The following is a 14,167-nucleotide window of genomic DNA, read 5'->3' as shown; positions in this document are numbered from 1 at the left end:
TTTTATGAATTTAAAACTCCATAAACCACTCTGTATCTTTGATTTAGAAACTACTGGAATCAATATTTCTAAAGACAGAATTGTAGAAATCTGCATTTTAAAAGTTTTTCCAGATGCTTCTAGAGAAAGCAAAACTTGGTATGTAAATCCAGAAATGCCTATTCCTGCAGAAGCTACTGCTATTCACGGAATTTCTGATGAAGATGTAAAAGATTCTCCTACTTTTAAAGAATTGGCTCCGAAAATTATTGACATGATTAAGGATTCTGATTTAGGAGGTTTTAATTCGAATAGATTTGATATTCCTCTTTTGGCGGAAGAATTGTTGAGAGCTGGTTATGATTTTGATTTATCTAAACACAGACCAATTGACGCACAAACCATTTTCCACAAAATGGAACCTAGAAATCTAAGTGCAGCGTACCAATTTTATTGCGGAAAATCTCTAGAAAATGCACATTCTGCGGAAGCAGATACACTGGCAACCTTCGAAGTTCTGGATGCTCAAATCGAAAAATATGCAGATTTACCGAATGATATTGCTGCTTTAAGCGAGTTTTCATTCCATAATAAATTTGCAGATTTGGCAGGATTTATCGCCTTCGATGATAAAGACGAAGAAATTTTCACTTTCGGAAAATACAAAGGTCAAAAAGTGAAAGATGTCTTCACGAAAGATGTAGGATATTTCGGTTGGATTCAGAATGCTGATTTCCCGCTTTATACCAAGAAAGTTTTGACTAAAATTCAGTTGAGAAGTAAGTTTTAAGATTTTTCACAAAATTTTTCACGCGATGGCGCAAAGATTTACGCAGAGAACGCAGATTTTTGTAATTTTAGACAAATAGCTAAACGTTTTTAAAAATTTTAACGACGCAAAAACATCCATCACCCAACATCTAATATCTAACAAAATGAAAATCATTTGCATAGGAAGAAATTACGCAGAACACGCGAAAGAATTAGGAAATGAAATTCCAGAAAATCCTGTTATTTTTATGAAACCAGATACTGCTGTTCTCAAAAAAGGCAGTGATTTTTACATTCCAGAATTTTCTAATGATGTGCACTACGAATTAGAAGTGGTACTCAAAATTTCTAAAGGTGGAAAATACATCCAAAAAGAAAATGCACCTAAACATTATGACGAAATTGCGCTTGGAATAGATTTTACGGCTAGAGATTTACAATCTCAGCTCAAAGGAAAAGGACTTCCTTGGGAATTGGCGAAAGGTTTTGACGGAAGTGCTGTAGTTTCTGATTTTTTCCCAAAAGAAAATTTTGATTTAAAAAATTTGAAATTTCAACTTCAAAAAAATAAAGAGACTGTACAAGATGGCAATACCAATCTGATGATGTTTTCGCCAGATGATATTATTGCTTTTGTCTCTCAGTACTTCACTTTAAGAGTAGGAGATTTAATTTTCACAGGAACGCCAAAAGGTGTAGGAAAGGTATCAGAGAACGATGAACTAGAAATGTTTCTAGAAAGCGAAAAGGTTTATAGTCTGCGCATACAATAAATCATGCCGAAAAGCTTTTATTTCCCGCTAAAAAATTGTAAATTAGTAGTGTTTTAAAAGCATATCATGAAAAATATTATTTTACCTATCGATTTTTCTGACACTACAGATACTCTTGTAGAAGGCGCTGTAGATTTTGCAAAAGAAATAGCCGGAAAAATTTATTTAATACACGTAGCTCCTGCAGATATAGGTTTTGCTATAGGAGATATGGGATTTCAATATTTCCCAGAGATAGAAAAATCTGAAATTTCTGAAGAACTCGCCGAGTTGAATGAAATTGAAAAAAGAATAGAAGCAAAAGGTGTAGCTTGTGAACATTTACTTAAACAAGGCATCGCTGCTGAAATTATTTTAGAATATGCTAAAGACAAAAAGGCGAACTACATCGTCATGGGAAGCCATGGAAGAAGCGGCATTTACGATGTTTTCGTAGGAAGTCTTACCAAAGATATCACCAAAAAATCTACCATTCCTGTTCTAGTAGTTCCTTGTCACAATTAATTTTAACAAATAGAATAAAAAAATCCCGAAATTTTACAATTTCGGGATTTTATATTGTTAAGAAATCTGATTAATCTTCTTTAGTGTGTAATTCTGGGTTGTAGTATGGGAATTTACCTTCTGTAGGTGAATAATATTCTTTATCTTTATTGTTCCCTAATGTAGTTACTAAAACATAACACCAATAGCAAAATAAAGCACTAGCTACAATAAATAGAATCCAGTTCAATACGTTTCCTGCGAAATCATAGAATCCGAAAGACCATTTGAACAAATCACTTAAGAATAACCAAAAAGACGTCATTTTTTTCTTATTTTAAATTAACTTTGCACAAAATTAATAAAAATGTTCAGATTACTATCAAAAGAAAGCAATATTTTTTCGATTCCTGTCTATATATTTTTTTTATTTCTTTTGATCATATCATTTAATATATTGGATTTCAAAACGTTAGGTGTTTTTTCTAGCATTATTACGTTTTGCGGATTTGCTTTAGGATATTTTCTTTTTAACGCTATTGGCCTGAATTACAATACTCATCTTCCTCTTTTTCTATATACCTTTTTTGTGTTTGCATTATATCCAGGAAGTCTAGACATAGGAATTGCAATGTCACTCTTTACCAATTCTTTTGTAATGGTTTTATTGACAAGCAATCAAGATGAAGTAAGGAAAAATTCATACCTAATCATTGGAGCAATTTTGGCGGTGAATTTCTTGTTTTTGCCTACAACTTGGCCTATGTTTATTTTCGTGTTGATTCACCTTATTTCTACTTCAGATCATATTTCGCTGAATATTTTCAGATTATTTTTTGGCAATACATTGGTTTTTGGAACTTATTTTGGTGTGATGTATCTTATTGGTTATCATGATTTTGACGAAAGTTATATTCCTTATGTAGAAAACTCACTCATGCAAGATTACTATCCATTATACTTTCTTTTACCCGTTGCTTTATACGTTTTGTATGCTGTAATGGATCATTTTGCCAACTTTAATAAAAAAAGTCCTTCGAGTAAATTTAAGTATACGTTTATGCTCTTGTTTTTCTTGGCACAATTGGTCACTGTTTTTCTTTACATGGGCAAAAATTATGAATATTTACTTTTATTGGTTTTACCGAATGTGATTATCCTTTCTAGAGCCTTGAGATTTTTGAAAAAATATTGGATGAAAGAATTCGGTGTATGGATAATTATTCTCACTTTATTACTTTTTAAACTTACTACTTATATAGATTTAGACGAACTAATAAGATTATGATTCAAATAGATGATAAATTAATTTCTGAAGATATTTTTTCTGAAGAATTTGTATGTAACCTCAGCAAATGCAAAGGAATCTGCTGTGTAGAAGGAGATGCGGGAGCTCCGCTTGACAAAAATGAGACTGAAATTTTGGAAAGAATTTATCCAAAAATTAAAAGTTATCTTAGACCAGAAGGAATAGTTGCCATAGAGCAACAAGGAACACACGTTACTGATATTGATGGCGACTTGGTAACGCCACTCGTAAATGGTGGAGAATGCGCTTATGTAATTTTTGATGAAAAAGGCATCACCAAATGTGGAATCGAAAAAGCATACGAAGACGGAGTTGTAGATTGGCAAAAACCTATTTCTTGTCACCTTTATCCGATTAGAGTAACAGAATACAGAAATTTTTCTGCAATCAATTATCATGAATGGGACGTTTGTAGCGACGCTTGTACCTTAGGTAAAGAATTGCAAGTTCCTGTTTATAAATTCTTGAAAACGCCACTGATTAGAAAGTACGGCGAAGATTTTTACAAAACCCTTTGCGAAGCTGCAGAAGAATGGGAACGCGAATTTAATTCGTAGGAAAAGTAGAATATGTATTATTGATTACCAAAACATAATTTCCTTGATTCTGGGAATTGGTTTTGGTAACTTTAGTAGGATTTCCCTTCTCATCTACCTCATAAGTAAAGGTATTTTCTACCACTTCACTATTGCTGAACACTTCTTTTACAATCCAACCTTCTTTATTATAAGTATTTTTAACATTGGTTTTCAGGTTGTACATTTCATAATTGGCTTCTACCAATAATTTATTTTCATAAATTTCTTCGGTGGTTTCTAACACTTTTCCATTTTGAAAATCCTTTATCAATTTGGTGAAAGAATCATCATTTTTGTAGTTTTTGTACTCTACTATTCTGCTCACTTTATTTTTAGCATCTTTTTCTATTTCTTTTATCAATCTATTATTCTTGTCATAGAAATATTGAGTTTTAGAAAACATTTTACCATGCATCCAAAGTTCAGAATTCTGCAACTGAAGATTTTTATAGTGAAAAACCTCTTTTTCTTTCTCGCCAGAATTAAGATGCTCCGTTTCTATTTTCACCAATAAATTATCAATATTGTAGTAATATTTTTTCACGGTAACATAATCTCCATCTTTGTTTTTTTTCTCTTCTAAAAATGTATTGTAGAATTTCAATTCTTCTGTAAAAACTATATTCGATTGGTCATCTTCCCAATATTGTTTAGAAATCACAGTTTCGGTATTTTTATGCAAGCCAAAATCTTGAGTGGTGAGTTTTTCTTGAGAAAATCCGAAAATGGAAATAATTATGGTGAAAAATGTTATTTGTTTCATGTTTTCAAAATTTTTAAAGCGCCAAAATATAAAGCGGATAAAACTTCAAGAAAGTAAGTTTGTCCAAATTCGGAACAAAATATTTAGCCACACCATTTTCTTGAATAACTAAATTTCCCATATCTTGAGCCAATTTCATATTAGAAGTATCGATTTGTTTTCCGTTATCAAAAATGATGAATTGATAATCATTATTGATGACAATATATCTTTTAGAAGGCACATTATAAGGCTTCATCGTCACGAAATCTTCACTAGGTTTCATATCTTTCACCAATGCAACTTCTCCATTATTAGGGTCAAAATAAATGAAATCTGTTTTGTTTGGACTGATAAAACCTTTACTTAAATCTGGAATAGGCTGATTTGCTTGATTCTCCATTTTAAATTTTCCGTCTTCGCCTAATCTAATTTTGTAACTCGATTTAGGGTTTTTATTTTCTGGAAGTTGAGTAATATCTCCATTAATTCCTTCTGTGAAATAGGGATTATATTCTGTACTTCCAGTGGTTTCTCCGTTTGTGTAAGTTAGTTTTCGAGAGTAATAAAATCTTCCTAAAACTATATGATTTTCTCTTATTCTAAAAACATTTCCGAATTGATCTTTTCCTTCAATCCAATATTCTTTGTTCTTTGGTTTTTGTCCGTTTACTAAACTTTCTTTTAGTTCAAAAACCTTTTTACCATCAGTTGTAGAATAATTTTCATAAATATAAGTAAAGTTTTTCTCGTCTTGATAAGAAGTGATAATATCTTTTTCAGAAAGTGTTCCATCTTTAAAAATTTCAATTACAGAAGGTGTTCCATTAGATTTATATTGATATTTATAATGCCAATGAAATCTAGGATTAGAAGGTTTTATTTCTATTAAATTTCCTTTTTTATCGTATATAAATGTAGAAACATTTTCACTGGCTTTATCTGTTCCAGTAGAAATATAAGTGAATTTTGTAGGTTTTCCTTTGGTATTATATTCAAAAGTTTCTATTACTTTATCTTTAGAATATTGTGTTTCTATAGAAATTACTTTTCCGTTTTTGAAGGTATAAATTTTGGTTTCTCTTGGTTCAAATTTTCCAGAAGTAAAGCCAACAGAATACTTCACTTCTTCTATTTTTGCTACATCTTTATTGACGCCCCAGTTTTCGGAGAGAAATTTTACCACATTATCTTGTTGTGCAAAAGAAAATTGCACGAACAAAAGCACTAAAAGTTGAATTATTTTTTTCATCATGGTATATGTTTATTCCAAATATAAAATAATTACTTTAAATCATCTATAAAATCATAAGATAAAACACTCATATTGAAAGATTTAGCAAATTCTTTATCAAAAACTCTGCTTCCTTCTGTAGAACCATCTTCGTAAGTAATTTCAGAAAATTCAAAATAATTAACGATGTCAAATTCTAAATCATCATACTCTGTTTTTTTGGATTTCAGAATGGCACCAGTTTTTCCGTAAACGTAATGACTATCAAAACTTGTTGTCATATCACTTTTCATCACTTCATTTCCGTTTTTGTCATACTGATAAGTGTAAGAAATTTTAGCAGCAGGGTCGTCTATTTCTTCTGAAATTTTCAAATTATTTTGATAAACAGCGTCTACCATTTTTCTAGAATTGTCATTAATAAAAACCACTTTTTTGGTAGTGAAATTTTTATCAGAAGTGTAATGATAATCTACAGTAGACAACACCAATTTATCATCTTGATATCTTTTTTCCTTAAGAATTCTTCCTTTTTTATCATAACTGAAATCTGTAAAAATTCTTTTGTTACCTAAAACTTCAGAAATTTTTGACAATTTGCCATTTTCATAGAAAAAATCTTCGTAAGGATAGTATTGAGGCTTCTCATAATCATCCGCTGTTTCTATAGAAATCAATTGATTTTGAGCATTATATGTATATCTTTTGATTTGAGTAAATCTATCCAAATAATTATCCAAAACATAATCATATTTTAGCAAACCTTTTTCAAAAATTCTGATGTGTTTTTCGATGACGAAATATTTACCTAATTCTACATCGTACTTGTAAACAAATGTATTATAGCTTTTTACATTATTGAGCAGTGAATAATCTGATGCTTTGTATTTTTCGGTTTGAGCAAAAAAGACTGCGAAAAACAAAACAAAAACTGGAACGAAAATTTTCTTAATCATATTGAAAAAATTAAAAATGATATTGAGCACCAAATCCTACTGTACTCATTTTAAAAGACGATGTGTTTCCGTTTCCGTTCGTCCATTTAAATTTCCCGAAATCAAACATCGCATTTACAGACCATTTTTCGTTTTCAGAATTGTAAATAACAGGCTGAAATCCCCAACCAAAATAATTCATGGTTCTATTGGTAGTGGTTTCTACAAAACTATCATCATAAATATTTGAGGATTCTTTGAGTTTTCCAAAACCAACTCCATAATCAAAGTGTAAACTATTCACCGTAGAAATTAAGATTAAATACACAGGAATATCCAAAAAACCAATTCCCAAATCTTTTTCTTTGGTTACTAATCCTGCAAAATCAAAAGCAGAACCTTTAAAACACAAAGGATAAATTCTTCCTTTAATATTCGGAATAGACGTCTTAATTTGAGTAATCGCATCACTAGAAAGAATGTGTGTATTGTCATAACCTACCACTGCTGCAATTCTAAATCCCAATTTAGAATCTTTCTTGTAACTCAAAAATCTTGCAGCTTCTGCACTTACGGAGAGTTGCATGTTTTTACCATCCATTGCTACCGTTGCCAGTTCATCACCAGGTTTAGAAAAAGAAGTTCCTAAGTTAAATTTTACAGAATTATTGCCTTCTTGCGCAAAAGTAAATGCCGAAATCATAAATGCTGAAACAGCAGATAAAATAAATTTTCTTCTCATAGTTTAATTTTTTTTTTGTAAAAATACTCGGAAGAAATAGGCAAGTAAATACGAATAAAATCGTATCTTTTTAAGAACTTTAGTTAATATTACTCTTTGGTTTTTCCAAAATTTTTAAAAATCTTGAACATTCCTATTATAACCATAATTGCGAAAAATAGCGTTACTATAGGGTTTCTGCGATAAACTTCTTTCACAGCATAAATGGTTAAATCAAAAGTAGAATCTAATTTCTGCTTCGAAACTTTTTTGCCGATTTTCACTTTTGTAGTATCTACTTTTTGAATAGATTTTGCAGCGATTGGTTTGCCATTTACTTTCAAAACTGCATCTTTAGAATTTTGTGCAGAAATAGTGGTAACAAGTATTAATGACAAGAAATAGAGAAGCTTTTTCATGGTGTACTATTTAAATTAATTTATTCTTCTTAGCAATCTGCACTGCTTCTAACTTATTATGAACCTGTAATTTAGCATAAATATTCTCCACATGCTTTCTAATCGTTCCTTTAGAAAGGATGAGATTTTCTGCAATAGCATCATATTTTAATCCTTTGCTCAATTGCTCCAAAACCTGAATTTCTCTTGCAGTAAGTGTAATTTTTTCTTTTTCTTCTTCCGTTTCGAAAACCTGAGGTTCTCTGAGCAATTTCAATGTTTTCAGCGCGATAGATGGCGTCATTGCAGCGCCTCCAGAAAGCGTTTCTTTGATGGAATTATACAATTCTTGAGGATTAATTTCTTTCAGCAGATAACCATCAGCTCCAGCTTTGATGGATTTAAAAATTTTTTCATCATTATCAAAAACCGTAAGCATTAAAATTTTGATGTGCGGATAACGCTTTTTTACTTCGGCAGTTGTTTCTACTCCATTCATTTCTGGCATTTCTATATCCATCAAAATCAAATCTAAGTTGGAGTTTTTTTCTAATTTTTGGAGCAATTCTTTTCCGTTCAGAGATTTCGATTTGATTTCTACATCTTCAAAAAAAGACAGTTTCTCTTGAACCGTTTTTTGCAAAAAAAGATTATCGTCTACTATCGCTATTTTTATCATGGTATATTATTTATTAGTTTCGAGATACGAGATACGGGTTTCATGTTTCATAATTATTTTCAATCAATCTCCAACTCTCCCTCTCTACAATTCTCCCACTCTACAACTCTACAGTTCTATTTCTTTAAAATTTCAGCAATTCTACATTTACACTAGTTCCTTTCCCGATTTCTGAATTGATGGAAAAATTCCCCCCGATTTCCTCCATTCGTTTTTTCATATTGAGCAATCCGTTTCCTACATCTACATTTTCGGTGTCAAAACCTTTTCCATCGTCTTTGATTTCAATTTTTAAACCTTCCTGAAATTTTTCTGCATTGATGACGATATGACTGGCATTAGCATATTTCATGGCATTATTCACGGACTCCTGAATCGTTCTGTATAAATTTACTCCTACTACAGAAGAAAATTTCTTGTTTTTAAGATTTTCATCAATGCTAAAATTGAACAAAATATTTTGATTGGCAGATTGTGCATGTTCCACAAAATTGAAAATCCTAGAACTCAAATCTTCCATGGTGAAATCTGCTTTATTCATTGCCCAAATCGTGTCTCGAAGTTCTACAATCGTATTTCTGGTAAAGTCACTGATTTTGTCTAAACGCTTTTCTACCGCAGTTTCTAAATTCGGAATTCCAAATTTTGTATTTTCTAAAGACGAAATGATAAAAGTTAATTGTGCGCCAATATTATCATGCAAATCTCGGGAGATAGACAAGCGCTGTTCTTGCAATTTATTTTGACTTTCGATTTGAGCCATTGCAGATTTCAATTCAAATTCCTGATGCTGTTGCTTGTTTTTCAATCTTTGTTGACGATAAAAAAGAAAGCCAATAATAGTGGCTAAAATCGCAAATACAATCGCCACCGAAAATTTGATTCTAGAAGTTTCTACTTCGGCTTGTTTCTGAAGCAGTTGTTTTTCTTTTTCATTGGTATCAAATTTCACCTCTAATTCGGCAATTTTAGAATTGGTTTCCTGATTGATGAGGCTGTCTTTGAGTTCTGAAAATTTCTTGAAATTCTGCAAAGCATTTTGATGTTCACCTAAATTTTCATAACATTCTGAAATCTTGCGATAAGAATCTTGCGAAAGTCCTAAATACTTGTGTTTATCTGTAATTTCTGTTGATTTTTGATAATAACCAATCGCTTTTTTGAAGTCTTTTTGCATCAAATGCAAATCTCCTAGGTAAGAGTAATTTTCTGCAATTCCTACCGTATCATTTATTTTTTTTCTGATTTCAAGGGCTTTTTGATAGTTTTCCTCCGCTTTGTCAAATTGTTTTCTGAGCACAAAAACCCCTGCAATATTATTCAAACTATAAGGAATGCCGACTTGGTCATTAATTTTTTGTTTTAAGGCGAGCCCTTTTTCGTAATAGAAAAGTGCGCTGTCATATTCTACTTTCATTTCTTTGAGCACACCATAATTGTTATAAATGCTCAATAAGGGTTTCTGAAGGTTATTTTTTTCTGCAATTTGTTTAGATTTCTGCATGTACTGAATCGCTTTCGCTAGATTTCTTTTCTTCATTCTATACCCTAATTCTCCCCATTCTAAAGAAAGATTCTCTAAGTCGTTTAATTTCTCGAAAATATGAATCGCTTTCAGAGAATACGCCAAATCTTTCTCATATTTCCCTTGATAATAATAGACCAAACTGAGGTTGCTGTAAGATTTAGCTTCGCCTAAGTCATAATGAATTTTAGCAGATTCCTCTGCATTTTTCAGATAAACTTTATCTAAAATTGCGGCATCTTTTAACCTTACTTCAAACGGAAGATTATTAATAGAATCTATTTTTTTATGGTTTGATTTTTGCCCAAAAGTCAAACTCAGTGTAAAAATGAATACAAAAGATAAAATTGATTTCATGCAGAGACTTTTCTAAGTCTAAATTTATAAAAATTTATGAATTATGATTTTTACAAATTTGGAGTTTAAACTTCTACCAATAAATACGAAAAAGTTCGTATATTCTGACATAAAAAATCCGTCTCGAAAATCGAGACGGATTTATATTTCTATGAAATTAATTTTTATTTGAAGTCTTCTACTGACACTTCTTTATTAACGATAACTTGATTATTGGTCATTTCCATGTTTTGTCCCATCATGGCTAATTTGATATTTTTAGGAAACTTAATTCCGTCTACTTCCATGTAATCTAGAATAACCATATCTCCTTTGTCAGAAGTGCTTTTCACCAATAAATTGGTTTTGGTATCAAAATATAATTTTTTACCAGCACCAGCTAAAAGGTATAATTCTTTACCTTCTTCCGTTACTTTTTCTACTGTTTTGAAATCTGCCGCATTGTAAGAAAGCACTTCGAATAGTCTTTTTTTCTTTGCTTCTTCAATTGCAGGAGCTGGTAAATCCATTCTCTGACCAGCTTGCATCATATACCCTTTCTCGCCGTCAAAAACTTGAACCATTTCTTGTCCCATAACTTTTTGAACCGCTTTAGATTTATTCGGTGCCATTTCTAAAGTAGTCGCTTCCATTTCCATCCCCATTACTTTAATTGTAGAAAGTGTTTTCACGGTTTTTACCGCTTCTAATTTAGATTTTCCACCCAAAGCTGCGGCATAATTATCAATCACTTGTTGAGCCGTTACATTTGCAGAAACTGCTGCTTTTGGAGCTTCTGTTTTTGGCGTTTCTACTTCTGGCATTAAAGTAAATACCATTCTATTTTTATCGGTTAAATACTTTTTACCAACGGCCTGTAAATCTTTTACTGTAAGTGCTTTTACTTTAGTTAAATAATTAAGAACGCTGTATTTATCGCCACCTTGAGTTTGGTAGCTCGTGATGTTTTGTAGCCAATAATTATTGTCTTTCATATTGGTTACATCATCATTCGCTTCTCCTTCTTTAAATTTATCTAAATCTTTTTGTTCTGGACCGTTGTCAATCATTTTTTGAAGTTCGGCCAAAGCAATTTTGGTTAATTTTTCTGCATTTTCTGGTCCACAAGGGAAATTAATACTGAAATTGTAACTTCCGTAAGGAACTTTGTTTAAGCTTCCTCTTGCTCCACCTCCGTAAATTCCGCCTTCGTCTTCACGAAGTTTTTCGATGATTTTAATCGTAGCAACTTCACCTAAAGCTCTCATGGCAAGGTCTTCTTGCTCATTATATTTGGTTTCGCCACTGAATCTAATCATCACCATACTTTTAGGATCTTTCCCTTTTTTAATCACTTTTTCTGTAGAAGTGAAAAGAGGTCTGTATCCTAAATCTTTATACGTTTCTGATTTTTGGGTAGAAGGTAAACTTGCTAAATACTGTTCAGAAAGTTGTTTGATTTGGTTTTCGTCTACATTTCCTACAAAATAGAAATGGAAGTTTCCTGCATTAGCCACTGATTTTTTGTAAATATCATACGCTAATTTATAGCTGGTTTTTTCCCAAGCTTTAGCATCTGGTAAAATTCCGAAGAATCTAGGATTTTTTTGGTTCAAATATTTCTGAACTTCGCTTTGGAAATACGTTTGAGGATTTGCCAAAAGGTTATCTAAAAATCCTTGTTGTTTCGCTTTATAAGAATTGTAGCTTGCTTCGTCATAATTTAGGTTGGTAAAATAACCATAAATCATTTGGAAAAGTGTTTCGAAATCTTTTTTGGTAGAATTTCCGTTAAATCCTGTAGAAATCCCTCCTACATAAGGCATTACAGAAACCTGTTTCCCAGAAAGGAATTTGGCAATGTCATTTTTAGAATATTTATTAAACCCAGATTCTGAAAGCGCTGGAAAAGCCCATTGCGTTTTTTCGATGTCTTCATTAGAAATTAAAGAACTTCCACCTAAACTAATCGCTGAGAAAACAATTTCGTCTTCTTTGAAATCTGTTTTTTTGTAAGTTACTTTTGCGCCATTACTTAATGTAAAAGTAGTGGTTCCCAACTTGGCATCTGCTTCGGTTTTTACAATTTTACCATTTGATTTAAAAGGCTCAACCAAAGTTTTAATGGCAGCTTTGTCTTCGTAAGGTTTTAACTGTGCATTTTTCACATCATCTACAATTGCCAATAACTGCGCATCTGTAGGAAGTACTGCATTTTCTTTTTTAGGACCAGTTACCACAATCACTCTGCTATCATCTTTGATATAATTTTTCAGAATGTTATTCACTTGGTCTAACGTTACGCTTGGTAAATATTGTTTGTGCAATTCATATTCCCATTCAATTCCTGGAATTGGCTCTTGGTTAAGGAAATTTCTTACATATTCCATTACCAATCTTGCACTTTCTGTTTTATCTCTATTGTTATAAGATTTTTCTAGGTTAGAAAGGGTTTCTGATTTTGCTCTGTCTAATTCATTTTGAGAAAAACCAAATCTTTTTGCTCTTTCTACTTCTTCTAACAGCACTTTAAGCGCATTTTTTTGTTCTCCTTCTTTGGTCATTGCATACGCTTGAAAAGCATCTTTGGTTCTCAAGAAATTGCTATGAGAAACATATCCGAAAATAAAAGGTGGCTTCTCAGAATTGGTTAATTCTTGTAAACGGTTATTCACAATGGTAGCAGCCAATTGTTCTACAATGCTTTTTTGATAATCATTTACGGTAACATCTGGTTTTGCAGGACCATCATCTTTGATATAAAATTGCGCCGAAGACGAAGTTGCATCTGCATCAGTAGCAATAGAAATCAAAGTTTCTTTATGATTTGGCATATCATAGTCTACTCTTTTTCTAGCATTTGCAGGATTTTGATATTTACTAAAATTAGCTTTAATTTTTTGCTCCATTTCATCTACATTAACATCTCCTACTACTACCAAAGCCATTAAATCTGGTCTGTACCAATCTTTGTGAAATCTTCTCAACGCATCTGGTTTGAAATTTTGTAGAATTTCTTTTTTACCAATTGGTAATCGGTCTGCATATCTAGAATTGTAAGCTAATTTAGGAAGATATTGGTCTAGCATTCTTTTGTCTGCTCCTAATCCTAAACGCAATTCTTCTAAAACTACGCCTCTTTCTTTTTCTATTTCTTTATCGGTAAGTAATGCGTTAAAAGCCCAATCTTCCATTACTTTAAGTCCAGAATCTAGGTTTCCTGGCTTATCTAATGGAACAGGTAACATATAAACGGTTTCGTCAAAACTGGTATACGCATTAAGGTGTTGTCCGAATTTAATCCCGATAGATTGTAGAAAATCTACCAATTTATTCTCTGGGAAATTTTTAGTTCCGTTGAAATTCATGTGCTCCATAAAGTGAGCAAGACCTCTCTGGTCATCATCTTCATTGATAGAACCCGCATTAATCGCTAAACGGAATTCTACTTTTTTTTCTGGTTTTACGTTTTTCTTGATGTAATACTTCATCCCGTTAGAAAGTGTGCCTGTTCTGACACTAGGATCAAGAGGAATGTTCTGTGCAAATGCATTGGCAATCAGGAAGAAAGACAATACAAAAGAAAGAAATTGTTTTCTCATGGTTTTAATTTTGATTAATATTAATTTAATTTGATAAAAATATAAAGAAAAACCTTATCAAGACAAGAGAAATCAGTTAAATGTGTGTTAAAAAAAATCCGT

The 14,167-nt window shown here is 31.7% G+C and carries 14 protein-coding genes; 5 read left to right on the top strand and 9 right to left on the bottom strand.

The window, feature by feature from the left end:
• The first annotated feature begins 4 nt into the window (after window positions 1-4).
• The 3 genes from C3729_RS11470 (at window position 5) to C3729_RS11460 (ending at window position 2,027) form a co-directional block, all read left to right on the top strand.
• On the top strand, window positions 5-769 hold the full coding sequence (locus tag C3729_RS11470; protein WP_104794286.1) for a 3'-5' exonuclease: 765 nt from the start codon (window positions 5-7) through the stop codon (window positions 767-769).
• 145 nt (window positions 770-914) lie between these two features.
• The gene (locus tag C3729_RS11465) at window positions 915-1,523 is read left to right on the top strand and encodes a fumarylacetoacetate hydrolase family protein (RefSeq protein WP_104794285.1); all 609 of its coding nucleotides are present in this window, start codon (window positions 915-917) and stop codon (window positions 1,521-1,523) included.
• Between the two features lie 66 nt (window positions 1,524-1,589).
• A complete protein-coding gene (locus C3729_RS11460) occupies window positions 1,590-2,027 on the top strand; it encodes a universal stress protein (RefSeq protein WP_104794284.1) in 438 nt (145 codons plus the stop codon).
• Window positions 2,028-2,097: 70 nt separating this feature from the next.
• On the opposite strand, the gene C3729_RS11455 is transcribed toward C3729_RS11460, so the two are convergent.
• Complete coding sequence (locus C3729_RS11455; RefSeq protein ID WP_104794283.1) at window positions 2,098-2,331, bottom strand: DUF6341 family protein; 234 nt, start codon at window positions 2,329-2,331, stop codon at window positions 2,098-2,100.
• 42 nt (window positions 2,332-2,373) lie between these two features.
• On the opposite strand from C3729_RS11455, the gene C3729_RS11450 reads away from it, so the two are divergent.
• Window positions 2,374-3,294, top strand: coding sequence for a DUF6427 family protein (locus C3729_RS11450; RefSeq protein ID WP_104794282.1), 921 nt, complete (start codon window positions 2,374-2,376; stop codon window positions 3,292-3,294).
• Window positions 3,291-3,872 carry a DUF3109 family protein gene (locus C3729_RS11445; RefSeq protein ID WP_104794281.1) on the top strand — a complete coding sequence of 194 codons (582 nt, stop codon included), beginning with the start codon at window positions 3,291-3,293 and terminating at the stop codon, window positions 3,870-3,872. The genes C3729_RS11450 and C3729_RS11445 overlap by 4 nt, the downstream gene beginning before the upstream one ends.
• Here the strand turns inward: C3729_RS11445 and C3729_RS11440 are convergent.
• The 8 genes from C3729_RS11440 to C3729_RS11405 form a co-directional block, all read right to left on the bottom strand.
• Window positions 3,862-4,656 carry a hypothetical protein gene (locus C3729_RS11440; RefSeq protein WP_104794280.1) on the bottom strand — a complete coding sequence of 265 codons (795 nt, stop codon included), beginning with the start codon at window positions 4,654-4,656 and terminating at the stop codon, window positions 3,862-3,864. The two genes, C3729_RS11445 and C3729_RS11440, sit on opposite strands and share 11 nt — an antisense overlap.
• A gap of 13 nt (window positions 4,657-4,669) precedes the next feature.
• Complete coding sequence (locus tag C3729_RS11435; protein WP_104794279.1) at window positions 4,670-5,890, bottom strand: hypothetical protein; 1,221 nt, start codon at window positions 5,888-5,890, stop codon at window positions 4,670-4,672.
• Window positions 5,891-5,919: 29 nt separating this feature from the next.
• A complete protein-coding gene (locus tag C3729_RS11430; RefSeq protein ID WP_133159981.1) occupies window positions 5,920-6,825 on the bottom strand; it encodes a hypothetical protein in 906 nt (301 codons plus the stop codon).
• Between the two features lie 10 nt (window positions 6,826-6,835).
• Window positions 6,836-7,546 carry a hypothetical protein gene (locus C3729_RS11425; RefSeq protein ID WP_104794277.1) on the bottom strand — a complete coding sequence of 237 codons (711 nt, stop codon included), beginning with the start codon at window positions 7,544-7,546 and terminating at the stop codon, window positions 6,836-6,838.
• An 89-nt stretch (window positions 7,547-7,635) separates the two neighbouring features.
• The gene (locus tag C3729_RS11420; protein ID WP_104794276.1) at window positions 7,636-7,944 is read right to left on the bottom strand and encodes a hypothetical protein; all 309 of its coding nucleotides are present in this window, start codon (window positions 7,942-7,944) and stop codon (window positions 7,636-7,638) included.
• 10 nt (window positions 7,945-7,954) lie between these two features.
• The gene (locus C3729_RS11415; RefSeq protein ID WP_104794275.1) at window positions 7,955-8,602 is read right to left on the bottom strand and encodes a response regulator; all 648 of its coding nucleotides are present in this window, start codon (window positions 8,600-8,602) and stop codon (window positions 7,955-7,957) included.
• A 124-nt stretch (window positions 8,603-8,726) separates the two neighbouring features.
• Complete coding sequence (locus C3729_RS11410) at window positions 8,727-10,484, bottom strand: tetratricopeptide repeat protein (protein WP_104794274.1); 1,758 nt, start codon at window positions 10,482-10,484, stop codon at window positions 8,727-8,729.
• 164 nt (window positions 10,485-10,648) lie between these two features.
• Window positions 10,649-14,065, bottom strand: coding sequence for a M16 family metallopeptidase (locus C3729_RS11405; protein WP_104794273.1), 3,417 nt, complete (start codon window positions 14,063-14,065; stop codon window positions 10,649-10,651).
• Between the last annotated feature and the right edge of the window lie 102 nt (window positions 14,066-14,167).

Origin of the sequence: Cloacibacterium normanense (genome assembly GCF_002943105.1) — a bacterium.
Classification (GTDB): domain Bacteria; phylum Bacteroidota; class Bacteroidia; order Flavobacteriales; family Weeksellaceae; genus Cloacibacterium.
The sequence above is the reverse complement of the archived record's forward strand: the minus strand, read 5'-3'. Positions and strand labels throughout refer to the sequence as shown.

Excerpts from the sequence above, each read along its gene's own strand:
- C3729_RS11470 (WP_104794286.1), top strand. The coding sequence starts at position 5 with ATGAATTTAAAACTCCATAAACCACTCTGTATCTTTGATTTAGAAACT.
- C3729_RS11465 (WP_104794285.1), top strand. The coding sequence starts at position 915 with ATGAAAATCATTTGCATAGGAAGAAATTACGCAGAACACGCGAAAGAA.
- C3729_RS11450 (WP_104794282.1), top strand. The coding sequence starts at position 2,374 with ATGTTCAGATTACTATCAAAAGAAAGCAATATTTTTTCGATTCCTGTC.
- C3729_RS11425 (WP_104794277.1), bottom strand. The coding sequence starts at position 7,546 with ATGAGAAGAAAATTTATTTTATCTGCTGTTTCAGCATTTATGATTTCG.
- C3729_RS11410 (WP_104794274.1), bottom strand. The coding sequence starts at position 10,484 with ATGAAATCAATTTTATCTTTTGTATTCATTTTTACACTGAGTTTGACT.
- C3729_RS11445 (WP_104794281.1), top strand. The coding sequence starts at position 3,291 with ATGATTCAAATAGATGATAAATTAATTTCTGAAGATATTTTTTCTGAA.
- C3729_RS11415 (WP_104794275.1), bottom strand. The coding sequence starts at position 8,602 with ATGATAAAAATAGCGATAGTAGACGATAATCTTTTTTTGCAAAAAACG.
- C3729_RS11405 (WP_104794273.1), bottom strand. The coding sequence starts at position 14,065 with ATGAGAAAACAATTTCTTTCTTTTGTATTGTCTTTCTTCCTGATTGCC.
- C3729_RS11420 (WP_104794276.1), bottom strand. The coding sequence starts at position 7,944 with ATGAAAAAGCTTCTCTATTTCTTGTCATTAATACTTGTTACCACTATT.
- C3729_RS11460 (WP_104794284.1), top strand. The coding sequence starts at position 1,590 with ATGAAAAATATTATTTTACCTATCGATTTTTCTGACACTACAGATACT.
- C3729_RS11455 (WP_104794283.1), bottom strand. The coding sequence starts at position 2,331 with ATGACGTCTTTTTGGTTATTCTTAAGTGATTTGTTCAAATGGTCTTTC.
- C3729_RS11440 (WP_104794280.1), bottom strand. The coding sequence starts at position 4,656 with ATGAAACAAATAACATTTTTCACCATAATTATTTCCATTTTCGGATTT.
- C3729_RS11430 (WP_133159981.1), bottom strand. The coding sequence starts at position 6,825 with ATGATTAAGAAAATTTTCGTTCCAGTTTTTGTTTTGTTTTTCGCAGTC.
- C3729_RS11435 (WP_104794279.1), bottom strand. The coding sequence starts at position 5,890 with ATGATGAAAAAAATAATTCAACTTTTAGTGCTTTTGTTCGTGCAATTT.